This window comes from Legionella lansingensis, assembly GCF_900187355.1.
Taxonomy (GTDB): Bacteria; Pseudomonadota; Gammaproteobacteria; order Legionellales; family Legionellaceae; genus Tatlockia; species Tatlockia lansingensis.
In genome coordinates, this window is record NZ_LT906451.1 from 735,286 (window position 1) to 759,239 (window position 23,954).

The following is a 23,954-nucleotide window of genomic DNA, read 5'->3' on the forward strand; positions in this document are numbered from 1 at the left end:
CTTGTGCATGAGATTTCTAAGAGCAAGATACCTAAATTCCAGAGATGAATCCACTACCGATGGAGGTTAGCGACGTTCCTTATTATAAGTCGCAAAAATTGTGAACAGACAAGCTAACGTCGTTCTAAACGAAAACCTATACTAAGCATCGCGTGATCCATAATATAAAGTAACGAATTCAACTGCCAGGAGACCACAATGGCTGAAAAAAGAATAGAGCAGCTTATTTTTTCAGAGACCAGATTCAAGAAAAAATGTTCTATGACCATTGCAGGTAACTCTATATCTTATGAAAAATTGTTTGATGCAGTAGATCATATTGCAACTCACTTTCTAAATGCAGCACTCTCTGGAAATCGCATCGCATTTATGCTGCCAAATGGTCTTGAAATCATAGCTACTTATCTTGCTTGCTTTAAATCAGGTTGTGTCGCTATGCCTGTAAATCGCCGCTATGCCCCACCTGAATTTGAAAGGGTGTTACAAGATGCTCAACCAATTTATTTAATTATCGAAGCAGAAAAACTATTTTTGCTAGAAAAAATAAATTTACCATCAACGGGAATTAAGAAAATTTTTGTGGTAGGTGAAAGTCAGAATCATCCGTATTTACCTTTTAATGCATTGTTAAGTGAACCAGCGAATTTGAAAAAACAACCCTTATTCTATGAAGAACCTGCAGTTATTTTTTATACATCTGGCTCGACCGGGCAACCCAAAGGAGTGGTCCACACACTCTCTTCCATTGAAGCCATGCTTGATTCAACGTCTTTAGCTTTAGAGAACATTACGACTGAAGATAAACTGATAATTTGTGAGCCGCAATGTCATGTTAGCGGATTTATTGAAACATTCTCCACATTATCACGAGGAGGAACAGCCCTGGTAAATGATGGCTTTGATGTTGATTGGTATCTTGCGACTGTAATGTGCGAAAAACCTACGCTTGCCGTTCATCATATTGATACATTTATAAAGTTGTTAGATTCTGGACGTTGCAGTGCAGGAACCTTTAAGTCATTTCGCGGAATATATACCGGGGGAGATACGCTGCCTGCTGCAGTACAAAATAAATTTTTAGCCTGCGCTGGCAAACCTATTCAAGTGGGTTATGGGATGACAGAGGCCATCTGGTTAACCATTTGCAGAAATCCTGACTTAATCCCCAAAGCCTGTATTGGCAAACCGATAGCAGGCGTAAAATTACGTCTTGTTAACTCAACTGGAGAAGAAGTGCGTTGTGGTGAAATGGGAGAAATCCAAGTCAAAGGTGATATGGTGATGCATAGTTATTGGGATAATCCTAAGGCAACCCGACAAGCTTTCGCAAAAGGTTGGTTTAAAACCGGCGATTGTGCAATCCAGGATGAACAAGGTGATTTCTATTACACGGGTCGTATTAAAAACATTATTATTCGCAATACATCCAACATTATGCCAGGAGAGGTTGAGGCAGCAATTTATAACCATCCAGCTGTTAGTGTAGCCGCAGTGATCGGTGTGCCTGATGATAAGGAAGGTGAAGTACCGGTTGCTTTTGTGGTCATAAAAAATGATAAACAATTAACAAGAGAAGAATTAAATTCATTTTTACTGGGGCAAATTGCTCAATATAAAATACCCGCAAAAATTTATTTTATTGATAAAATGCCTGTGACGAACAGCGGGAAAATTAATCATAAGAAACTGTATGATTATCTATAAAAAATTAGAAATCTTAAGATACTCTTTATAAGCTATGGATTTGAGTACTACTCTAACTTCCTATAAACTGCAATTGACGCCAGGCTTCAAAAAGGATAATTGCCACCGCATTGGATAAATTCAAGCTTCGACTGTGAGGACGCATTGGAATGCGAATCGCTGTAAAATGGTTTAGAAGAGGAGCAGGTAATCCTCTTGTCTCAGGGCCAAAGAGGAACAAATCATTGTCTTGATAAGTCATTTCATGATAGCTCTTTTGGCCTTTTGTCGAGCAGGCAAAAATCCTCTTTTGCTGATTTTTGTTAATGAAGTCTTGTTCATTTTCATAATGAATCACATTTGCCCACTCATGGTAATCGAGTCCTGCTCGGCGCATGCGCTTATCATCTAAAGCAAAACCTAACGGATGAATAAGATGCAGTTGTGCGCCACTATTAGCGCATAAGCGGATGATGTTACCCGTATTAGGAGGAATTTCAGGTTGATACAGGGCTATGTGCAGCATTTTTGTGATTGGTTTTTAATTCAGATATCTCGCCAGAGCTAGGGTTGTCATCAATGTAAACACCCATTTCAGCGTCATCATCGTCATCAATATATAAAGAGCCTGTTTCCTGTTCTCCTGTGATGCGGAAATTTCGATGTTGCAAATAAGCGTCACGAATAAAGGCGTATTTATCCAGAGCTTGATCCATCAATGCTTCGGTTTCAAACATTTGTGAGCGAAGATCAACGTATCTTAATACAGCTAATCCCCAGACAACACCAGCATTGTCTATGTACGCATATGGACTTAATACCGTGTAATCGAATAATAGACCCATGCCATCACGAATCGTGCTTGGTCCTAATAATGGCAGAACGATATATGGAGATTTTTTGTCTCCCCATTTGGCAAAGGTTAAACCCATATCATTATAGTGTGGAGGAAGGCCAAAGTGACTGTCAGCAATATCAAAGAAGCCTGCTACACCAAACGTGGAATTGATCACGAAACGCCAACTGTCTTTGATGGCATAGCGCCAATCGGCTTGTAAAACATCATTGGCAACGGTAGGCAGCATTGCAACATTATTATAAGCATTATTAATACTTTTTCTTACCCGTGCGGGTATCATTGCTTTGTAGAGTCTTGCAGGAGGCTTTAACATGGTAGCGTCAACAGCCATGTTAAAATTGTAAATCTTGCGATTAAATGGCTCATAAGGATCGACGGGATTCGAACCTTTATGTATGCAGGCGGAAAGCATGAAACAACTAGCTAAAATAGTAGAGGGCACGATTAAACGCATGATTTTTATTTTTAAATTTTACTGCATTAATTGATGTTACACGAGTTTATAAGCATTGGAAACCATGTGCTCCATCTTCAAATTTTGTTACTTGGCTTTTTAGAACATCGAATTACCGTGGTCAAGCCACGGTAATTCGGTTCTTTTGATTTGTAAAATTCTGTTGTTTTAAAACTGCAGGATAAACGTTACTGGTCCGTCATTACAAAGATGGACTTGCATGTTAGCGCCGAATTCTCCACTTGCCACATTAGTATATTTTTCTCGGGCTAATTTTAGTAATTGCTCAAATAACGCTTGACCTATTGAGGGTGGGGCTGCAGAAGAGAAACTAGGACGTAATCCTTTTTTTGTGTCTGCTACTAAAGTAAACTGTGGCACCAATAATAAACCGCCATTAATATCACGAATACTCAGGTTCATTTTGTCTTGTTTATCGCTAAAAATCCGATAATTCAAACACCTATCCAGCATGCGCGTGAGCGTTTCTTGGTTGTCTTTGGCTTCAAAACCACAAAGAATCAATAACCCTTGGGCAATGGCGCCGATGGTTTCATCCTTTACTTCAACATGAGCTTCGCGAACGCGTTGTAATACGGCTAACATACATCTAAATCCTGACAGGCAATTTCTTTACTTGCAGTAACCAAGGCATCAATTATCCCAGCTTCTCGTTCTGAGTGAGCAGCATCGCGCACAATTCTTAGAGTAGAGGCAGGTAATGCTTGATGTAGATCCCAGGCACCAGCAAGAGGACAAATCATATCATAGCGGCCGTGAATAAGATATGTAGGCAAGTGCCTGATATGATTCACGTTTTTCATAACTTGATCGTCCGCAATGAAATAATGATTATTGATATAATGTGATTCCAGCGTTGCCAATGCCAAGGCAAAATGAGGAACGCTGTATTGATCAATGACACTTAAATGCGGATGCAAACTGCTACAACGTGCTTGCCACAAAGCCCAGTGTTTGGCAGCAGCCATACGGGCTAATTCGTTGTTTCCTTGCAGACAATCCGCATAATATTTAGTGATTTGCTTTTGTTCATCCGAAGGTACAATGCTGATAAAATCTTGCCAGTAATCGGGAAAAATCAGATTGGCCCCCGATTTATAAAACCAATCGATATCTTTCTGTCGACCTAAAAAAATTTGATGTAATAACAAAGCGCCGACTTGCCGTGGGAACATTTGTGCATAAAGCAAGGCCAAGAGAGAACCCCAACCGCCTCCAAATAATACAAATCGAGTGATACCTAAATAATCACGAATCGCTTCAATATCATCAAGTAAATCTTGTGTGGTATTTTTTGCCAATTCCGCATGAGGCGTTGAGAGCCCACATCCGCGTTGGTCAAAAAGAATGATGCGATATACTTGTGGGTCAAAAAAACGACGTAAATAAGCATTGCCACCGGCACCAGGCCCCGGATGTAAAACGATGACAGGTTTGCCTTTCGGGTTACCCGTTTCTTCAATATAAAGAACATGAGGCTTACTCACGGGCAACTCATGGCGTTTATACGGTTTAATGGCAGGATAAAGGGAATGCATGGCATGCCTTAAATTTTTTCTTACAATCTTATACTGCCAGTGAGTATATTGAAAGGATGCTTTGATTGATACCCGTACAAAAGATAGCGGGAAAAAATGCCTCTCTCCTTGGGAGAGGCCGACGCGCTTAGTGCGGCGGATGAGGGGAAAGCAACGTCCAATCAACCCGGAAATGACGGCGATAAAGCTGGATGATGAGTAAATTTTTTGTCTTTAAGCACTAAATCTACGATAATGTACTATAGTTATCAGTTTACGGATTTTTAAGGTAATGACAGCGTTGCTTGCAGGATTAAATGAGAAACAACAAGAGGCGGTAACCGCACCTTTAGGCAATACTCTGGTTTTGGCGGGGGCGGGTAGCGGTAAGACGCGTGTGTTGGTCAGTCGTATTGCATGGCTTATTGAGAAAGAACATATCCCACCTCATTCTATCTTAGCTGTAACTTTTACCAATAAAGCGGCTGGTGAAATGAAAACCCGGCTAAATGCCATGCTTGATACACCTCTAATGGGCTTGTGGGTAGGAACGTTCCATAGCCTATGTCATCGTCTTTTACGTCGTCACTATAAGGATGCTAACTTACCTGAGCAGTTTCATATTCTCGATAGTGAGGACCAAGCTAGAGTTCTCAAACGTGTTATGGTGGCTTTAAATCTTGATGAAGATCAGTGGCCAGTTAAGCAAGCACAGGCGTTTATTAATGGCAATAAGGATGAAGGTTTAAGGCCTGATCATGTTCATATTCTGCCCTATGGTCCAACGCGGACTTTAGTACAAATCTATAAAGCCTATGAACAGGCTTGTCAAATGGCTGGTGTCATTGATTTTGCAGAATTGTTATTGCGTACACATGAATTATTGCGTGATAACCCTGATATTTTGGCTCATTATCGGCATCGTTTTCAGGCTATTTTGGTTGATGAATTTCAAGATACCAATACCATTCAATATGCCTGGATACGTTTGCTTGCTGGTGGTCAAGCTTCAGTTATGGCAGTAGGAGATGATGATCAATCCATTTACGGTTGGCGTGGAGCGAAAGTTGAAAATATTCAGCAGTTTCCTAGAGATTTTATCAATACTCAAATTGTGCGCTTGGAACAAAATTATCGCTCAACATCCACCATTCTTGATGCTGCTAATGCCTTAATAAATAATAATCATTCGCGCATGGGCAAAAATTTGTGGACAGCAGGAGTCCCTGGCGAAAAAATTATGGTTTATACCGCATTTAATGAATTGGATGAGGCCCGTTTTATCAGTGAACGAATTGTGATGGAAATGAATAATGGTCGCAACGCTGATGATATTGCTGTCCTTTATCGCTCTAATGCTCAATCTCGTGTGATAGAAGAATCTTTGTTACGAGCAGGGATAGCTTACCGGATTTACGGTGGCGTTCGTTTCTTTGAACGTGCAGAAATTAAAGACACGTTGGCATATTTGCGTTTGCTTGCTAATCCCTATGATGACACGGCTTTTGAACGTATCATTAATTTCCCTACCCGGGGAATTGGCGAAAAAACTTTGGAAGAATTGCGACAACTTGCCAAGATCAATGAGGTTTCCTTATGGCAAGCTGCTAACACCGTTTTGCAAGCGCAGAGTTTACCCCAAAGAGCTGCTTCCTCATTGACTAAATTTATTGAGCTCATCGAAAAATTACAAAAGCAAATCGCGCACAAGGAATTGGATGAACAAATCAACATTGTCATTGAAGGCAGCGGCTTGTATGCACATTTTGCAAAAATTAAGGGAGAAAAAGCCGAATCTCGCCTAGACAACTTGCAAGAATTGATTAATGCAGCAAAGCAATTCCGCTACGAACAAGAGGTTGAAGAAGAGCTTCCTTTGCTTGTTGCCTTTCTTGCTCACGCTTCTTTAGAAGCTGGTGAGATGCAGGCCGAAGAACAGGAGCGGTCTGTGCATCTTATGACTTTGCATGCGGCAAAAGGATTAGAGTTCCCTCTTGTGTTTTTAGTTGGTATGGAAGAAGGGGTTTTTCCCAGTAAGCAAAGCCTTGAGGAACCTGGTCGTTTAGAAGAAGAACGTAGACTCTGCTATGTCGGTATGACACGGGCAATGGAAAAGCTGATTTTGTCTTATGCTGAAGTTCGCCGCCAATACGGGCGTGAGGAATACCATCGTCGCTCTCGTTTTGTCCGTGAATTACCAGAAGCGTTGCTGGAAGAAGTACGAGTTAAATCGCGCTTGCAAACCCCCTTGTCTGCTAAAAATATATCCACAACTGCAGCACAAGAGGCTGGGTTAAAACTGGGACAAAATGTAAGTCATGCTAAGTTTGGTCAAGGTGTATTACTGGCTGTTGAGGGAAGTGGTGCTCATACGCGCGTGCAAGTTAGATTTGCTGAGCACGGTGCCAAATGGTTAGTCTTGGCTTATGCGAATTTGACTCTTGAGGATTATGCAGCTTTTTGAGGATTGCTTACTATACTCGATCGAACGTCGAATTACCGTGGCTTGACCACGGTAATTCGGTTTTTTGATTTGTCAAATTAAAAAACTTAAAGATCGAGTAATAAATGTTGAATTTAACTTAAGCTGGTGCTACGTTTCTGTTGGCGAAAAATCTCATCAATGTTTCGCTTAATTTGCTAGTTAATTTAAACAAGGGGAAGGGTGTGAAATTTACAAGTTTACTAACTGCTGGTTTCCTGGCAACAGCCATGGCATCACCATTCGCTATGGCAGCAGATCCATCTAATACGATGACACCAGCACAAAAGCAAGAAATAGAAAAAATCATTCATGATTATTTAGTCAGTCATCCTGAAGTTCTGTTAGAAGCTTCACAAGCGCTCCAACAAAAACAACAGCAAGAAATGCAGCAAATGGCACAAGCAGCCATCAAAGAAAATGCCAATCAATTACTAAATGATAATTTAACCGTTGTTGGCAATCCAAAGGGCAATGTGACGTTAGTTGAATTTTTTGATTACCAGTGCATCCATTGCAAAAAGATGGCTCCTGTGATTAGTGAGTTAATCAAAAAAGACAATAATCTAAGAGTAGTCTACAAAGAGTTCCCGATATTTGGTAAAAGTTCCGATACGGCTTCTCGAGTGGCATTGGCTGCAGCCATGCAAGGAAAATATCAGGCAATGCATGATGCTCTGATCAAACAAGACAAGCGTTTGAATGATGAAATTGTTATGGATACCGCTAAAGCGCTTGGTTTGAATATGACGAAATTGAAAGCCGACATGGAAAGCAAAACAGTGACAGATGCTTTAGATGCTAATCGTCAGCTCGCTGAAAAGCTGCATTTAATGGGTACGCCTGCGCTTATCGTTGCAGCAACACCGGGTGGTGGCCAATTGAAAGAAAGCAGCACGCCAGCCTTTATTCCCGGTGCAGCCAGCGAAGAATCTTTACAGGAACTTATTAAAAAGGCAGCAAGTAATAACGGTTAGTGCCTAAGAAATGTCGTCTTGAGCGAAGCGAAGGATCTCCTGAATCTTGCGGAGCTCTCTCTATGGGTGATTGAAAGTAGGTCGACGTTCCGCGGCTTGACCGCGGAATCCAGCGATGCTGATAGATTCCTGGATCCCGCGGTCAAGCCGCGGGAAGTCGGCCTAAGAATTAACCTACGCTTTCAATTGCACTCCCTCACTCCATTCGAGATGACAACCTCTTTGTAAGAGTGTTACCATCTGCCATCTAGTTGTATCGAGACATAAAATGACAAAGCCTAGCACATTTCAAGATATCATTTTAACATTACAGCGATTTTGGGCTGATCAAGGCTGCGTGATGTTGCAACCGCTAGATATGGAGGTGGGTGCAGGTACATTCCATCCGGCTACTTTTTTACGCGCGATAGGTCCAGAGTCTTGGTCAGCAGCTTACGTGCAACCTTCTCGCCGTCCTGCTGATGGCCGTTATGGTGAAAATCCGAATCGTGTTCAGCATTATTATCAATTTCAAGTTGTTTTAAAGCCATCTCCCCTGGATATTCAAGAAAAATATCTCGACTCATTGCGTGCTTTAGGCGTAGATCCCCTTGCTGATGATATCCGTTTTGTTGAAGATAACTGGGAATCACCCACCTTGGGTGCCTGGGGGTTGGGTTGGGAAGTGTGGCAAAATGGCATGGAAATTTCACAATTTACCTATTTTCAACAGGTCGGTGGTTTAGTTTGCAAGCCGGTCACAGGTGAATTGACCTATGGTCTTGAGCGTATCGCCATGTTTGTACTTGGTGTTGATAATCTGTTTGACCTTCCTTGGAGTAAAACTGCTTTTGGCATCGTAACGTATGGTGATGTGTTCCATCAAAATGAAGTGGAAATGTCTGCTTACAATTTTGAGCACGCGAATGTCGATGCCTTATTTAAACAGTTTGACTACTATGAGGCAGAAGCCCAGAAACTGATTGCTTTGAATCTTCCTTTGCCTGCTTATGAAATGGTGATGAAAGCGTCTCATACGTTTAACTTGTTGGACGCTAGACGAGCCGTTTCCGTAACTGAGCGTCAAAGATATATCTTACGAGTACGTCATTTATCAAGAGCGGTGGCGCAGGCTTATTATGATGCGCGCGAGGCACTAGGTTTTCCCATGCAAAAGGTGTGTAATGACCAATGATTTTCTTTTTGAATTAGGCTGTGAAGAGCTACCTTCCGGTTCTGTTTGGCCTTTAACAGAAGCATTAACTGCTAATCTTTTATCTGCCCTGGATAAGGCTCAAATCCGTTATGGGCAAGTAAAATCTTTTGCAACACCAAGACGATTGGCTGTTTTAATCGTTGATCTTGCCGAAGAACAGCCAAGTCAAATAATAAGTAAACGGGGTCCTGCCTTAGCGGCAGCTTATGATGCTAATGGTCAGCCAACTCCTGCTTTGTTGGGTTTTGCAAAATCATGTGGCGTTGATGTCGCGTCCCTTTCTACCTGTAAAACTGATAAAGGCGAATGGGTTACTTATGAAACTCGGGTTCAGGGAGCTAAAACAAAAGAATTAATGCCTACTCTGATTCAGGAAACATTGCTGAAGCTACCCATTGCAAAACCCATGCGCTGGGGAGAGGGAGATGATGAGTTTGCTCGTCCAATACATTGGGCAGTCATGTTGCTTGCTGATCAAGTCATTCCTGCACAAATTATGGGTATTCAGACAGGACGATTTAGTTCTGGTCATCGCTTTCATCATCAACAGCCGGTAGAAATCACAAAACCCCAAACGTATGAATCGTTGTTGCGGGATGCTTTTGTTATTGCTGATTTTGCCGCCCGTCGTAAATTGATCGTTGAACAGGTCAAGCAAATTGCCAATCAACATGATGCTCAAGTCGTTATGCCAGAAGATTTACTTGACGAAGTAACCTCCATTGTCGAGTGGCCACAGGCACTGATTGCGAATTTTGAAAAAGAATTTTTACAAGTACCCGCGGAGGCTTTGATTGCTTCGATGCAAACACATCAAAAATGTTTCGCTTTACAAGACAAATCAGGTAATTTACTGCCTCATTTTATTACGGTTGCTAATATATGCAGCTCAAATCCACAACAAGTCGTGTTGGGGAATGAGAAGGTGATGCGTGCCCGTTTAAGCGACGCAGCTTTCTTCTTCCATCAAGATAAGAAGCAGCCCTTAAGTCATCATCTTGCTGCCACGGAAAAGGCAATCTTTCAGGCCAAACTTGGTACCTTACGCGCTAAGGCTGAACGCGTCAAAGCGCTAATGAAAAAGTTAAGCGTGCCTCTTAACCTCTCTGAAGAAAAAGCAATCCGCGCTGCCGAATTGTCTAAATGTGACCTGATGACAGGGATGGTCGGAGAGTTTCCTGAACTACAAGGTGTAATGGGATATTATTATGCTCGACATGACGGCGAAGCTCTAGATGTTGCCACTGCATTGAAAGAGCAGTATATGCCGCGCTTTGCTGCAGATGAATTACCATCTTCTCCACTAGGTCTTGCTCTTTCCTTGGCGGACAGACTTGATACGTTGGTGGGTATCTTTGCCATCGGTCAAAAGCCATCAGGTGATAAAGATCCGTTTAAATTAAGACGACATGCTTTAGCTGTAGCGCGTTTACTGATTGCAACGTCTGCCAAATTAGAATTATCCACATTGATCATGAAGACACTTCAGATTTATGGCGAGCAGTTACCAGCAAATAATGATGCTGTTCATGAGTTAAAACCATTTATTCTCGAACGCCTGCAGTCTCATTATCATGGTCAAGGGTATAGCATCGATTTATTCCATGCTGTTCGTGGTCGACAAGATGATTGGTTTTATGATTTTGACAAACGCATCCAAGCGCTGGGAGAATTTACAACATTACCTGAAGCCAATATTCTGGCTGCGGCCTGTAAACGCGTGAATAATATATTACAACAAGCACAGGCAGCAGAGCACCTTGCTAGGGAAGATATCAATGAGAATTTATTAGAGGAGGGTGCGGAAAAAGCCTTATTTGCCCACCTTCATAGCATGGAGCAAGTACTTAAGCCTCTTTATGAAGCTGCTGATTATAAGACCATTCTTACTCAGCTTGCTAGTTTGCGAGAACCTGTGGATGCTTTTTTTGAGCATGTGATGGTGATGGTTGAAGAGGAGGCCGTCAGAAAGAATCGCCTGCAACTTCTATCGCGGTTGCAAGGTTTGTTGCAAGGAGTTGCTGACATTTCTTTATTGCAGCTTCACCAATGAGCAAGATAATCCTGTTAGATAGAGATGGTGTCATCAATCAGGATTCACTGCATTATATTAAATCAGTTGATGAATTTGTATTTTTACCAGGCAGCATTGAGGCGATTGTGCAGCTTACAAAAGCTGGTTATCGTATCGGCGTTGCTACCAATCAATCTGGTGTTTCGCGAGGTCTTTATGATGAGATTGAGCTTGCAGCGATTCATGATAAGCTTCTTCATGATGTTCGTACCGCGGGTGGAGAAATTGAAGCAATCGAATACTGTATTCATATGCCTGATGCAGGTTGTCTTTGCCGTAAACCGCAGCCTGGCATGTTACAAGCTCTAGCACGGCGTCTTGGTTGTTCTCTTACCCACGTCCCTTTCATTGGAGATAGGGTTTCTGATATCCAGGCAGCTCTTGCCGCGGGAGCAATTCCTATGATCATTCTTTCTCCGATGACCGATCGGGTGGGTTTGCAACAATATTCCTATATCCCTATTTTCCATTCACTTCGCGAGTGCGTCGATTTTTTGCTAACCCAAAATGATTGAAGAAATAGCGATTGGTTATGAGAATGAGGAGCAACGTGAGTGTGCAGAGCAGCTTGCCGCGTCTTTGCATCTAAAGGTGGATAATGAGGCTAAGGCAAGATTATTGGTTATGGCTGATAAGCTTGCTTTGAAGATAGAGCATTTCACTCCTCTATATGCTGATTTCTCAAGCACAAATTGGCAAAAGCGTCGGGATGCAGGGAAAAAACAAGGTTTGATAAGAGCGTGCAAGCCAAAACCTGGTTTGCAAATTATTGATGTTACAGCAGGTTGGGGTCGTGACGCCGCTGTGCTTGCGAGTTTTGGTGCTGAAGTGATCATGTTGGAAAGAGAGCCAATCATGGCTGCTCTGCTAGCTGATGCCTTGATGCGTCGTGATGAATACTCTAAAGAAAAAATGAATCTCAAATTGTATGAAACAGATGCCTTCGATTACCTAGTAAATTTGTCTGCAACGGATTACCCTGACATCATTTATATTGATCCCATGCATCCCGAACGGCAAAAGACGGCTCTTGTAAAGAAAGATATGCAAGCTTTGCAAAGGCTCATCAAAAGGGATGATAAGATATTTGAATTGCTACAGCTTGCACGAACAAAGGTAAAAAAACAGGTCGTAGTGAAGTGGCCTCAATCCCTGGCGCCTCTTTTAAACCCCACATCAGCGATCGGTGGGAAAACGGTGCGTTTTGATGTTTATAGTATTTAATGGCATCGCGTCATCCATTGTCACCGCGAACTGATCACTGCCACTAAGCGATTTCGAATCCCCGCGGCATCGACCGCGGGGTCCATCCCATAGCCGTCAGGCTAAGAAAGAAATTGTTTGTTTAACTTATTGAAATAATAATAAAAAAAGCTAGAGTACCCTTTTAAATTTTTTCCCGCCAGGAAAACAACCAAAAGGGACTCTATGCTGCTGGATACCCTATCAAATATTCCTCAAGAAATCTTTAAATTTTTTACTTATGAAGCGGATCGGATAGGAAAGGAAACAGGTTTTCAGAAACGCCGTTCAAAATTGACACCTAGTGTTTTTATAAAATCATTGATAACGCTCTGTTTTTCAGAACATTTTAATTTGGAACTTTTCTGTGGATTGGTAAAAACGCAAAAAGTTTATATCAAAAAACAATCATTACATGAGCGATTTAACGAACGAACAGCCGGATTTCTTAAAGCCTTTTCATTATTCTGTTTAAAGCACTTTCAAATGAAAAAGTTACCTCAACTCCAAGGATTGGAGCAATTTAGTAGCCTTAACATCATTGATAGCAGTACTATATCCTTACATCAGGCGCTGAATGAGCTTTTTAAAGGCAGTGGCGGAGCCGCATCCAGTTCCGCTATGAAAATCCAAATGATGTTTGATTATCTTGGTGGACAAATAAAAGAGCTTACTCTAACTTCGGGCTGTGATAACGATCAGGGCTTTGATAATTATTTTAATACTATTGAAAAAGGAGCTCTTTATTTAATGGATTTAGGTTATTTTAAACTGAACACGTTTAAGAAAATTATGGAAGAAAACGCTTTCTTCATAAGCCGCTTGCTCACCGGAACTAAACTTCTAACACAAGATAAGAAACCTTTTGATTTACTCGTTACCTTGGAGAATGCTGCACCATTCTTTTCTCAGCAGGTCCTTATGGGAGCAACGCATAAAATTCCTGTCCGCTTGGTCGCTCAACGATTACCACCAGTCATTGCCGAGCAAAGGCGGAGAAGACTTATAAAAGATCATCGTCGCCGTGGTTCCACACCAAACCAGGAATCGTTGGCTTTACAAAGTTGGTCTATTTATATTACCAATACCTCTGAAACTCAAATCAATAATAAAGCAATTCATCAAACGTATGCTTTACGATGGCAGGTAGAACTCCTCTTTAAATTAAGTAAATCCTTAATGCATATTGACTCTATCAAAACTAAAAAGTTTGCTCGAGTGATTATTGAAACCTATGGTAAGTTTATTGCAATGATGCTTTTGTTTTTGCTATGCAATCCCATGCGCAACATAGAAGGCAAACAACTTTCTTTTTATAAAGCCTGTCACCAACTAAGTTCCAAGGCTACTGGATTGATTATCGCCCTCATGTCTCCTTATCGATTAAAGCATTTCTTGAATGATTTCTATGAAAATCTCTCCCTCTTTGCTATCAAAGATTCAAAAAAGAAACCTCTTTTGACCTTTGACTTCTGCGAAGGAGAGTGCTTTTAAACTCTTAGCCTGACGGCTATGGGGTCCATCCCATCATGCCAGTCTGGACATGGATACCGCGGTCAAGCCGCGGTAATTCGAGCATTAATGGCGGTGAGGGTAAGGTGGGGGCAATGAGTCTATTTTCAGCACTAAACCAAATCAAATTCATCCAATTCTTTGCGCAGCCGCTTTTCCTCAAAGAGGTCTTCAATGCGCCTGCGTCGTTCTAGCTTGGTGCTTAAACTAGGTTCAATAATAGCTTGCGCATCATTGAACTCTTCAGGTTCAGTTTCAAAATCCTCAAAGCGCTGAATGGTCATAGTAGCAGCCTCCCTGTGCCATTACCCCATTAATATATCAATAGGCTACATAAAGAAAATAACAGAATTCCACTGTTAAAGACAGTGGAATTGGTAATGATAGTAAAATTTAGAGCTTAAATGATGGGTCCAGTATGCGTAGGAGCCGGTGTTGTGCGTAGTTCTTGCAGCGTATTTTTGCATTTTTGCAAATCGAGACCTTCTGGCTCTTTCCCGAATTGTTCTCTCTCTTCCTTCAATTTTTTTGCCCTTTGCTCCGTTTTTTCCCATCTATCGGAAAAGCCTTGGAATAATCCAGGATGCTCGTTATCTTTACCCTGCTTGAGTCCTTCCTTTTTGGTAAATTTTTCACCATTAACCGTAATGGTGATATTGTCTGGATCAAAGCCTGCATTAATACAAGCCTCATACATTTTTCTACCGTATTCTCTAGCATCGTCGGGGTTGTCACAAGAGACTGACATGATAATCTTGTCATAACCGCAGGCTCTTACTGCTTCGGCCAAGTTCTGAATATCATAATCTACATTTTGATGGCGACTGTTGTGATAAAGGGGATCCTGCCACCAAGCGGGAAGTTGCATGTGAAAGGTACCATTTTCGTTCGTTATTGGGATGCCGGTAATACTATGTATAAGTTTCAGCTTGTCAGGTCGCACCCCTTTAAGAGAGGCGTCTCCGGTGGGAGGGTTCGTGAGTAGGCTAACGGGATCATTGTATGCGTCTGGGTTTTGTCTTCTATGTTCATCATAAAGATCTTGGATGGCTTTCCTACGAGCGCTGGTATTTTTGTCCGTTAATGACAATAGGCCTGCTAAATAACTTATACGATCATGTTCACGTTGTATTGCTGTCTGAATGTCAGTGATTCCTTTATTGACAGAATTTTCAAATTCAGCAAGTTCAGCTTTATATTTTTTGTCTAGGGTATCTAACATCTCTTTTTTTACTTTTGCCACTTGAGCATCGTCAGTTAGATTCATACTGGCTTTTAATTTATCCTTAAATCCATTAGGAGGAGGAGTTGGATCATTAAATTTAGCTTCTAATTCGTGTTTGGCATGGGTGTGATGTTGTTCAATGGCCTTTTTCGCATCAAGCTTTGCTACATGGAGGATACCAGGAAGCTGCCTTGGATCAATCTCTCCCGCTTTCAGGCCCGCATTGATTCTGGCGAAATCATTATTAAATTGGGTTAGGGCGTCGGTAAGTTCATCAGTATCCTCAAGAGCATCTTTCACCGCATCTTTTACAGCCTGGGTATGGGGAGGATGATCGTTCTTAAGCTCTTCCCAATGGCGGCCTTTAAGAATAAGATTTCCCTTATCATCTTTATAGTCAAGAAAATCTTCTATTTGACGAAAGCGCCTTTGCTGATAGCCATCAAAACTATCGCTACCCGTAACACCCTGGTCTAAGTTAACACTTTTAAGATAGGTTTGAATATATTCTCTTCTTTTATCCGGGCCCCACGTTTCGTCTAATTTTTTAGTGGTAGCCCATCTTCTTAAAAGAGGTTTTTGAAAAAGACCCATAAACGATATCCAATTGAACAATTAATTTTGAGTATAACACTAATTTATTAACTTATAATTAAGCATAAAGCAAAGGGCAGAACGATCGAATTGCCTCAAATTATCTGTTGCCGAAGGATGACGTAAATAAGTCCATAAATTGCTTCGTTGCCTCAATATGGCTGTTGCCGAGCGAGAGGAACAGAAATGGGGCAAGTGAATATGGATTTGTATCTAAAAATACAGCGTATCCGCTATCAACGAGGCAATAGAGCGTTAAAAAAACGCATTCTGGATGAATTTTGCGAGACGCATCATTATCATCGCAAAGCAGCAGCTCGTTTATTAAGACAGTTACCCATTTCTGATAAAAGTCCGAAGAAAGTTGGAAAAAAGAAGACCTATGACCCATCCATATTGCTGGAGCCTTTAAAAAAGATATGGCTTGGCACGGATCAGATGTGTGGTAAACGATTAAAGAGAGCTCTTCCCTTATGGTTACCTCATTATCAAAATCATTATGAGCCTTTAGCGGCGGAGATATCCTCTCAACTGCTAACCATGAGCGCTGCTACAATTGATCGCTTACTCAAGCCTGTTAAAACTCGCTATGGAAAAGGCTTAAGTGGAACAAAGCCTGGAAGTATTCTCAGGAATCAAATTCCAGTCAATACGAATCAGTGGAATACTAACGAAGTGGGTTTTATGGAGGCCGACAGCGTTGCGCATTGTGGAGCATCACTAGCCGGTGATTTTGTTTGGTCTATTACGCTGACGGATATTTTAGTGGCTGGACAGAAATGCGGGCCACTTGGAATAAAGGAGCTCATGGTGTCTTGGGGGGTATTCAAGACATAGAAAAAAATTTACCTTTTGAAATCAAAGGGTTTGATTGTGATAACGGCTCAGAGTTTCTCAATTGGCATCTCATTCATTATTTTACTGAGCGGGACCCACAAAAAGCGGTTCAATTTACTCGCTCTCGTCCTTATAAAAAAGACGATAATGCACATGTTGAACAAAAGAACTGGACTCATGTGCGTCAACTGTTTGGTTATCATCGTTTTGGTAATCCAAAGCTCGTTGAGCTTATGAATGACTTATATTCTAACGAAGTCTCCTTGTTATTTAATTTTTTCTATCCTTGCATTAAGCTCATTGACAAAGTACGAATTCAATCCCGTGTAATCAAAAAATATGATCAACCCCAAACGCCCTATCAGCGACTGATGACGTCGAATGGTCTTACTCTCGCTCAGAAAACAAAATTACAAGAGACCTTTAATACACTCGACCCGTTTGACTTGCAAAAAAAGATTCAAAAAAAGCTAAAATTAATATTTAGATTAGTGAATATTCAACATGTAAAACAAAGAAAGGCTCTTTAATGAAAGTCTTATTCAATATTGTAAAAAGACAGGAACATAAAGCCTGTGGATATGATGGACGAGTCCTTCGGACCAGCCTGTGCCCTATGGGACGTGTGGACAAAACCATGAATAACAAAAAGACGTTATTCACAGTTATTGCCCACACTCACAGGCTTCTCGCCCACACACCCACCAGGCTCAATAGCAATTATTTTTTAATCGCAACAAAACCTCTCAAAAGCAACACCTATTCTGAGGCAACGACTCAGTATATTTTTTGTCCTTCGGCAACAGGTTCTATTGAGGCAACAGGCTAGTCCTATTCTCTTCATTAATGTTGTCGATTAATAAGTTACCATCGTCTTTCAATACAGGCTGTCTATCATTCATTAATGCTGATGGCGCATCCTTATCAGATGATGATTTAACTCCTAACCCATCTATTAAGCTAGGTGGATAGCTAGGAGGGAGAGCTTCTGTAGAAGGATTATGCTCAGCAACATCTTGCTGTGGTGCACAAAAGATATAACCAAGAAGGGCTTTTAATCTTTTTGCAAGTGTTTGCAAGCCAGCAATTAGCGTTGCAGCAAAGAGTTCTATTTTTCCAAAAGACAAACCAGTTGTGGGATTGGATAATATTTTATCTTTTTCTGTTCCTTCAACAAAAAGCCATGACAAACGATTATCCTCTCCCCACGTACTTGCGGCTTTTGAAAGCAAGTGTTGGCATGCTCGATTTAAAGCTGCAATATCTTTATCTTTTTGATAATTCTCACAAGCTAAGGTAAAAGAATGATCTAAGTCTTGAGCGGCTTCCTTACAAATGTTACCCAAAATCTCTCTAAGCAAATAATATTTTAGAAGAGGAGCAGCTAGGCGAGGCAATTCATTTTCTAAAAAACATTTTTTATCTCGCTGAGCATCCACTCCTCCCAGCTTCATATAATTTGATTCAATTATTCCAAGGCCTTCATTATTAGCAGCCTGACCAAGCTTTTTTACTCCAGCAGCGAATACGATAGCGCTGCATTTTAGAACAAAAGAGGTGGGCATTTTTTTAATTTGTTCTTCAGTAAAGCCTATGGATTTTACATGGCAAAGTATACGAGTCCACTCTTTAATGATTGGATTTTCCGCAGGAGAAATCTCTGAATTATCAATATTTTTGAGAATTTCCTCGAGATTTTCAGGCGACGTATATGGAGCTGATAAAATATCTCGCGTTTTAAAAGCGGAAAACATCTCCTCTGAAGTAGAGTTGATTTCAAGAATATTTCCTATAAAAATATTACGCCAAGATTTTTTTTCCTCCGTGAAGAAAACTGGCGGTTTAGAAGAAAAAGGCCACATTTTTAACCTACAAGTACAAAAAATATAAATTTTAAACAATTAACCTTAAAGATTTATTAACTCTGAAGAGATGTCTTGAATAACGAATTGCCTCAAATTATCTGTTGCCGAAGAATGACGTAAATAAGTCCATAAATTGCTTCGTTGCCTCAATATGGCTGTTGCCGAGCGAGAGGAACAGAAATGGGGCAAGTGAATATGGATTTGTATCTAAAAATACAGCGTATCCGCTATCAACGAGGCAATAGAGCGTTAAAAAAACGCATTCTGGATGAATTTTGCGAGACGCATCATTATCATCGCAAAGCAGCAGCTCGTTTATTAAGACAGTTACCCATTTCTGATAAAAGTCCGAAGAAAGTTGGAAAAAAGAAGACCTATGACCCATCCATATTGCTGGAGCCTTTAAAAAAGATATGGCTTGGCACGGATCAGATGTGTGGTAAACGATTAAAGAGAGCTCTTCCCTTATGGTTACCTCATTATCAAAATCATTATGAGCCTTTAGCGGCGGAGATATCCTCTCAACTGCTAACCATGAGCGCTGCTACAATTGATCGCTTACTCAAGCCTGTTAAAACTCGCTATGGAAAAGGCTTAAGTGGAACAAAGCCTGGAAGTATTCTCAGGAATCAAATTCCAGTCAATACGAATCAGTGGAATACTAACGAAGTGGGTTTTATGGAGGCCGACAGCGTTGCGCATTGTGGAGCATCACTAGCCGGTGATTTTGTTTGGTCTATTACGCTGACGGATATTTTCAGTGGCTGGACAGAAATGCGGGCCACTTGGAATAAAGGAGCTCACGGTGTCTTGGGGGGTATTCAAGACATAGAAAAAAATTTACCTTTTGAAATCAAAGGGTTTGATTGTGATAACGGCTCAGAGTTTCTCAATTGGCATCTCATTCATTATTTTACTGAGCGGGACCCACAAAAAGCGGTTCAATTTACTCGCTCTCGTCCTTATAAAAAAGACGATAATGCACATGTTGAACAAAAGAACTGGACTCATGTGCGTCAACTGTTTGGTTATCATCGTTTTGGTAATCCAAAGCTCGTTGAGCTTATGAATGACTTATATTCTAACGAAGTCTCCTTGTTATTTAATTTTTTCTATCCTTGCATTAAGCTCATTGACAAAGTACGAATTCAATCCCGTGTAATCAAAAAATATGATCAACCCCAAACGCCCTATCAGCGACTGATGACGTCGAATGGTCTTACTCTCGCTCAGAAAACAAAATTACAAGAGACCTTTAATACACTCGACCCGTTTGACTTGCAAAAAAAGATTCAAAAAAAGCTAAAATTAATATTTAGATTAGTGAATATTCAACATGTAAAACAAAGAAAGGCTCTTTAATGAAAGTCTTATTCAATATTGTAAAAAGACAGGAACATAAAGCCTGTGGATATGATGGACGAGTCCTTCGGACCAGCCTGTGCCCTATGGGACGTGTGGACAAAACCATGAATAACAAAAAGACGTTATTCACAGTTATTGCCCACACTCACAGGCTTCTCGCCCACACACCCACCAGGCTCAATAGCAATTATTTTTTAATCGCAACAAAACCTCTCAAAAGCAACACCTATTCTGAGGCAACGACTCAGTATATTTTTTGTCCTTCGGCAACAGGTTCTATTGAGGCAACAGGATAGTCCCAGAGTAAACGCATCTAATTTTGACAATATCCACAGGGTATTGCAGTTTGGGTTATTTAAAATTTAAATCACTTCCCCGTATAGATCATAATCATCACTGTCCGTGATGGTGACTTCGACTAAACTGCCTACATTTAGTTCTTTATTAGAGGACAAATAGACCAGACCATCGATCTCTGGTGCGTCGCTTTTACTACGAGCAATAATATTCTCCTCATTGACCTCGTCGATTAGTACCGTTTGCTTCGAACCAATTTTACGTGCGAGCTTATTGCGGCTGATTTCTGCCTGTAGCTCCATGAAACGGTGATAGCGCTCTTCTTTCACGTCCTCAGAGATTGGGTTGGGTAATTCATTTGCTTTTGCGCCATCGACGGGAGAATATTGGAAGCATCCTACGCGATCAAGCTGTGCTGTATGCAAGAATGCGAGCAATTCTTCAAATTCCTCTTCAGTTTCCCCAGGGAAACCAACAATAAAAGTAGAGCGCAAGGTAATATCGGGGCAAATCTCTCGCCATTGAGCAATTCTACTGAGCGTATTCTCACTGCTTGCAGGTCGTTTCATGGCTTTTAAAATGCGAGAATTGGCGTGTTGCAAGGGGATATCCAAATAAGGCAAGATCAAACCATCGCGCATTAAAGGAATAATCTCATCCACATGGGGATAAGGATAAACATAATGTAAGCGAACCCATATTCCCAATTCACCTAACGCTGCACACAAGTCATAGAATTTGGTGTTAATCGTCTTGCCTTTCCACTCTACTGGCTGAAATTTAGTATCCACTCCGTAGGCACTTGTATCCTGAGAGATCACCAATAATTCCTGTACCCCTGCATCTTTAAGGCGCTTGGCTTCCGACAGGACTTGTGTCAGAGAATAACTCTGTAGTTTCCCACGCATCGTGGGAATAATGCAGAATGTGCATTTTTGATTACAGCCCTCAGAAATTTTCAAATAAGCATAGTGTCTGGGGGTAAGTTTAATGCCTTGCGGCGGAATCAGCTGTGTGAATGGGTCAGCAGGGGGCGGAAGATGTCTATGGACGGCGCGGACAACCTCTTCATACGCATGGGCTCCACTAATATGCAGCACATCAGGGCAAGCCTCACGAATCATTTCTGCTTTGGCACCTAGGCAACCAGTTACGATGACTCGGCCGTTTTCTGCCATTGCTTCCTTAATCGTATCCAATGATTCGGTGATAGCAGCATCAATAAAGCCACAGGTGTTTACTACAACAACACCAGCATCTTGATAACTGGAAACTAAATCGTAGCCTTGAGCGCGCAATTGGGTAATGATTCGCTCGGAATCAACCAGCGCCTTGGGGCAGCCTAAACTGACAAAGCCCACCTTGTGATTCATAATTCTCGATCTGTAAAAAAAGTGGGCGAATTATAACGCTTCTACAGGGAATTAGTCTAGGGACGTTCCTAATCTAAAGCAGTAACTCTAGTGAGTTGTTCTAAGAACTTGCTTGCCGATGTTTCACCCACCACCCTCAGCTTGCTTTCTTCTTTACCTTGCTTGTTGAAAAACAAAAACGTCGGAGGCGCAACAACCCCATACGCCTTGAGGAGAGCTTTGTCCTGAGCATTGTTTGCAGTAATATCTACCTTTAATACCACAAAATTCCTTAATGCTGCTTCCACTCTAGCATCTTTAAACGTTGTTGCTTCCATAGTTTGACAAGAAGCACACCAGTCAGCGTAAAAATCTAACATCACGGGTTTGCCTTTTGCTTTAGAAATTGCCTGTTGTACTTCATCAATCGATTTAACGGTTTCTATTGTAAAACCTGGGGCTGCTGCATTTGCTGTAGCTTGGAATCCTGCTAATGGTTGTAAGGGGTTATGGCTCCCCATGCTTGCTCCAACCAAGATGAGTAAACCATATACCAGGCTCATGATGCCCAATCCTTGTCGTAATTTGGCATGGTTGGAAGAGGCTATCGTTAGTGCACCGCAATAGATTCCAGTAAAAATGAGCAAACTTGCCCATAAAATCATTACAATAGTACTAGGTAGGATACGGTCAAGAAGATAAATGGCCACACCTAACAATAAAACGCCAAAAAATGCTTTAACAGTATTCATCCATGTGCCTGCTTTCGGCAGCCATTTTCCAGCTGATGCTCCAATGAGCAATAGCGGAGTCCCCATGCCTAATCCTAAGAAAAATAAAGTCAGGGTCCCAAACAAGATGTTACCACTATGCGCGATGTAACCTAATGCGCCGATCAAAGGAGCAGTAACACAGGGGGATAAAATAAGCGTTGATAATGATCCCATAACTGCCGCTCCAACATAGTGACCACTACCTTGTCGACGGCTGATGTTGGCTAATTTCGCCTGCCAGGAAACGGGTAGGCGTAAATCGTAGCAACCAAACATGGACAGTGCTAGTAGAACGAATATCAGACTAAACGTGACAATTATCCAAGGCGATTGCATGATCACCTGTAAGTTACTCCCCAAAGAAGCTACAAGAGCACCTACCAAAGCATAGGTCACAGACATACTTAATACATAACTTAAGGAAAGGAAGAATGCCTTGCGTGTAGAAAGGTCTTTTCCGTGTCCGACAATTATCCCTGAAAGAACAGGGACCATTGGCAATACACAGGGTGTAAAAGCCAAAAGTAAACCAAAACCAAAGAAAGTTAAAACTACCATGATCCAATGTTCTTTGCTAAAGACAGCTTCAATATCATCTGTTTCTTGTGATGATGTACTTGCAACTGTGACAGGAGTTTCTTCCATACTGACACTGGTTAATGCTAGATCATTACCAATGGCTAGCTTAATTTGTCGAGTTTCAGGGGGATAACAAAAGCCATCATCAGCACATCCCTGGAAGTGTACATCAAGCAGCGTTTCCCCAGGTTGTTCACCCAAAATGGGTACTGGAAGTGACAATTCATTGCGATAGATAGGATAAGTCCGTCCTTGTTTATCGATTTTCATCAGGGTTTGAGGAAAACGTATTGTTCCCAAGTGAACATTGCTATTAGAGGGCACATCTATCTTGATGCGGTCACTATAAAGGAAATAGCCAGGCTTAACTTGCCAATGAATAGACAACGTATTAGGATCTATCTGCGTTGCATTTACTTTGAATACTTCTGCAGCAGGTAGAGGACTTGCGTAGTTAACTAAAGAAGTCAAGCAAAGTAATGAAAGTAAAACCCATTTTTTCATCTATCGTTTCAACTCAATCAAATTGCAGACCATTGTAATAGTAGTATTAAAAAAAAACCAAAAATTTTTTTAAATTACCCCTTGAAAGCTATTTAATTGTCCCCATATGGGCTGACATCAGCGATGTACAATGATTCGTTACATAGAAGTACTCACATTGTATAACGCTAAAAAACAGAGCCTTATTCTGAAAATTATAGGTGATAACCAAAAAACCAGGAGAAAACAAGTATGAAAATTCGTCCTTTACACGATCGTGTTGTTGTTCGTCGTCTGGAAGAAGAACGCACCACAGCGGGTGGTATTGTCATTCCCGACAGCGCTACTGAAAAACCCATGCGCGGAGAAATCATCGCTGTTGGTGCTGGTAAAATCCTAGACAATGGCGACGTTCGTGCCTTGGCCGTAAAAGTTGGAGACATTGTTCTGTTTGGCAAATACTCAGGTACCGAAGTTAAGGTGGCAGGGCAAGAGCTGGTTGTGATGCGTGAAGACGACATCATGGGCGTGATTGAGAAGTAATCTAACATAAGATTTTTAAAGGAGA

The 23,954-nt window shown here is 41.3% G+C and carries 23 protein-coding genes; 14 read left to right on the forward strand and 9 right to left on the reverse strand.

Features of this window, described 5'->3' with window-relative positions; translation table 11 throughout:
• Window positions 1-198: 198 nt before the first annotated feature.
• Window positions 199-1,704: a class I adenylate-forming enzyme family protein gene (locus CKV79_RS03500; protein WP_028373997.1), complete on the forward strand. Its 1,506-nt coding sequence runs from the start codon at window positions 199-201 to the stop codon at window positions 1,702-1,704.
• A gap of 52 nt (window positions 1,705-1,756) precedes the next feature.
• Here CKV79_RS03500 and trmL read toward each other — a convergent pair whose 3' ends face one another.
• The 4 genes from trmL to pip form a co-directional block, all read right to left on the reverse strand.
• Window positions 1,757-2,209, reverse strand: coding sequence for a tRNA (uridine(34)/cytosine(34)/5-carboxymethylaminomethyluridine(34)-2'-O)-methyltransferase TrmL (gene trmL / locus CKV79_RS03505; protein ID WP_028373998.1), 453 nt, complete (start codon window positions 2,207-2,209; stop codon window positions 1,757-1,759).
• Window positions 2,181-2,996, reverse strand: a complete 816-nt coding sequence (locus CKV79_RS03510) for an MlaA family lipoprotein (protein WP_051546236.1) — start codon at window positions 2,994-2,996, stop codon at window positions 2,181-2,183. The genes trmL and CKV79_RS03510 overlap by 29 nt, the downstream gene beginning before the upstream one ends.
• Window positions 2,997-3,164: 168 nt before the next feature.
• On the reverse strand, window positions 3,165-3,602 hold the full coding sequence (gene dtd, locus CKV79_RS03515) for a D-aminoacyl-tRNA deacylase (RefSeq protein ID WP_028373999.1): 438 nt from the start codon (window positions 3,600-3,602) through the stop codon (window positions 3,165-3,167).
• Window positions 3,596-4,555 carry a prolyl aminopeptidase gene (gene pip / locus CKV79_RS03520; RefSeq protein ID WP_028374000.1) on the reverse strand — a complete coding sequence of 320 codons (960 nt, stop codon included), beginning with the start codon at window positions 4,553-4,555 and terminating at the stop codon, window positions 3,596-3,598. Before pip ends, dtd begins: the two co-directional genes overlap by 7 nt.
• 271 nt (window positions 4,556-4,826) lie before the next feature.
• Between pip and uvrD the strand changes: the two genes are divergently transcribed.
• The 7 genes from uvrD to CKV79_RS03555 all read left to right on the forward strand — a co-directional run bounded on the left by uvrD (window position 4,827) and on the right by CKV79_RS03555 (window position 13,998).
• On the forward strand, window positions 4,827-6,998 hold the full coding sequence (gene uvrD / locus CKV79_RS03525; protein WP_035916002.1) for a DNA helicase II: 2,172 nt from the start codon (window positions 4,827-4,829) through the stop codon (window positions 6,996-6,998).
• Between the two features lie 203 nt (window positions 6,999-7,201).
• Window positions 7,202-7,993 carry a DsbA family protein gene (locus tag CKV79_RS03530; RefSeq protein ID WP_028374002.1) on the forward strand — a complete coding sequence of 264 codons (792 nt, stop codon included), beginning with the start codon at window positions 7,202-7,204 and terminating at the stop codon, window positions 7,991-7,993.
• A gap of 268 nt (window positions 7,994-8,261) precedes the next feature.
• On the forward strand, window positions 8,262-9,167 hold the full coding sequence (glyQ, locus tag CKV79_RS03535) for a glycine--tRNA ligase subunit alpha (protein WP_028374003.1): 906 nt from the start codon (window positions 8,262-8,264) through the stop codon (window positions 9,165-9,167).
• Window positions 9,157-11,241, forward strand: coding sequence for a glycine--tRNA ligase subunit beta (glyS, locus tag CKV79_RS03540; RefSeq protein WP_028374004.1), 2,085 nt, complete (start codon window positions 9,157-9,159; stop codon window positions 11,239-11,241). Before glyQ ends, glyS begins: the two co-directional genes overlap by 11 nt.
• Window positions 11,238-11,777 carry a D-glycero-beta-D-manno-heptose 1,7-bisphosphate 7-phosphatase gene (gene gmhB, locus CKV79_RS03545; protein ID WP_028374005.1) on the forward strand — a complete coding sequence of 180 codons (540 nt, stop codon included), beginning with the start codon at window positions 11,238-11,240 and terminating at the stop codon, window positions 11,775-11,777. The genes glyS and gmhB overlap by 4 nt, the downstream gene beginning before the upstream one ends.
• Window positions 11,770-12,486: a class I SAM-dependent methyltransferase gene (locus CKV79_RS03550; protein WP_028374006.1), complete on the forward strand. Its 717-nt coding sequence runs from the start codon at window positions 11,770-11,772 to the stop codon at window positions 12,484-12,486. The genes gmhB and CKV79_RS03550 overlap by 8 nt, the downstream gene beginning before the upstream one ends.
• A 204-nt stretch (window positions 12,487-12,690) precedes the next feature.
• A complete protein-coding gene (locus tag CKV79_RS03555) occupies window positions 12,691-13,998 on the forward strand; it encodes an IS4 family transposase (RefSeq protein ID WP_095141691.1) in 1,308 nt (435 codons plus the stop codon).
• 131 nt (window positions 13,999-14,129) lie between these two features.
• On the opposite strand, the gene CKV79_RS13865 is transcribed toward CKV79_RS03555, so the two are convergent.
• On the reverse strand, window positions 14,130-14,300 hold the full coding sequence (locus CKV79_RS13865; protein ID WP_165475306.1) for a PA3496 family putative envelope integrity protein: 171 nt from the start codon (window positions 14,298-14,300) through the stop codon (window positions 14,130-14,132).
• A gap of 116 nt (window positions 14,301-14,416) precedes the next feature.
• Entirely contained in the window at window positions 14,417-15,835 is a 1,419-nt protein-coding gene (locus CKV79_RS03560; RefSeq protein WP_028374252.1) for a hypothetical protein, read from the reverse strand.
• A 186-nt stretch (window positions 15,836-16,021) separates the two neighbouring features.
• On the opposite strand from CKV79_RS03560, the gene CKV79_RS13900 reads away from it, so the two are divergent.
• Genes CKV79_RS13900 through CKV79_RS03570 form a run of 3 tightly spaced genes read left to right on the forward strand, consistent with a single transcriptional unit; the run spans window position 16,022 to window position 17,501 of the window.
• The gene (locus CKV79_RS13900) at window positions 16,022-16,672 is read left to right on the forward strand and encodes a hypothetical protein (protein WP_197697227.1); all 651 of its coding nucleotides are present in this window, start codon (window positions 16,022-16,024) and stop codon (window positions 16,670-16,672) included.
• Complete coding sequence (locus tag CKV79_RS13905; RefSeq protein WP_095141825.1) at window positions 16,615-17,202, forward strand: hypothetical protein; 588 nt, start codon at window positions 16,615-16,617, stop codon at window positions 17,200-17,202. The genes CKV79_RS13900 and CKV79_RS13905 overlap by 58 nt, the downstream gene beginning before the upstream one ends.
• Window positions 17,202-17,501 carry a hypothetical protein gene (locus tag CKV79_RS03570; RefSeq protein ID WP_028374077.1) on the forward strand — a complete coding sequence of 100 codons (300 nt, stop codon included), beginning with the start codon at window positions 17,202-17,204 and terminating at the stop codon, window positions 17,499-17,501. The genes CKV79_RS13905 and CKV79_RS03570 overlap by 1 nt, the downstream gene beginning before the upstream one ends.
• Here CKV79_RS03570 and CKV79_RS03575 read toward each other — a convergent pair.
• A complete protein-coding gene (locus CKV79_RS03575; protein WP_157737128.1) occupies window positions 17,482-18,573 on the reverse strand; it encodes a hypothetical protein in 1,092 nt (363 codons plus the stop codon). The two genes, CKV79_RS03570 and CKV79_RS03575, sit on opposite strands and share 20 nt — an antisense overlap.
• A 144-nt stretch (window positions 18,574-18,717) precedes the next feature.
• Between CKV79_RS03575 and CKV79_RS03580 the strand changes: the two genes are divergently transcribed.
• Together CKV79_RS03580 and CKV79_RS03585 are read left to right on the forward strand one after the other, a co-directional pair.
• Complete coding sequence (locus tag CKV79_RS03580; protein ID WP_095141685.1) at window positions 18,718-19,899, forward strand: integrase; 1,182 nt, start codon at window positions 18,718-18,720, stop codon at window positions 19,897-19,899.
• On the forward strand, window positions 19,899-20,198 hold the full coding sequence (locus CKV79_RS03585; RefSeq protein WP_028374077.1) for a hypothetical protein: 300 nt from the start codon (window positions 19,899-19,901) through the stop codon (window positions 20,196-20,198). The genes CKV79_RS03580 and CKV79_RS03585 overlap by 1 nt, the downstream gene beginning before the upstream one ends.
• Before the next feature lie 66 nt (window positions 20,199-20,264).
• Here the strand turns inward: CKV79_RS03585 and rimO are convergent, their stop codons facing one another.
• Window positions 20,265-21,572, reverse strand: a complete 1,308-nt coding sequence (gene rimO / locus CKV79_RS03590) for a 30S ribosomal protein S12 methylthiotransferase RimO (RefSeq protein WP_028374076.1) — start codon at window positions 21,570-21,572, stop codon at window positions 20,265-20,267.
• Between the two features lie 68 nt (window positions 21,573-21,640).
• Window positions 21,641-23,407, reverse strand: coding sequence for a protein-disulfide reductase DsbD (gene dsbD / locus CKV79_RS03595; RefSeq protein ID WP_028374075.1), 1,767 nt, complete (start codon window positions 23,405-23,407; stop codon window positions 21,641-21,643).
• Between the two features lie 231 nt (window positions 23,408-23,638).
• On the opposite strand from dsbD, the gene groES reads away from it, so the two are divergent.
• Window positions 23,639-23,929 carry a co-chaperone GroES gene (gene groES, locus CKV79_RS03600; RefSeq protein WP_028374074.1) on the forward strand — a complete coding sequence of 97 codons (291 nt, stop codon included), beginning with the start codon at window positions 23,639-23,641 and terminating at the stop codon, window positions 23,927-23,929.
• Window positions 23,930-23,954 lie beyond the last annotated feature (25 nt).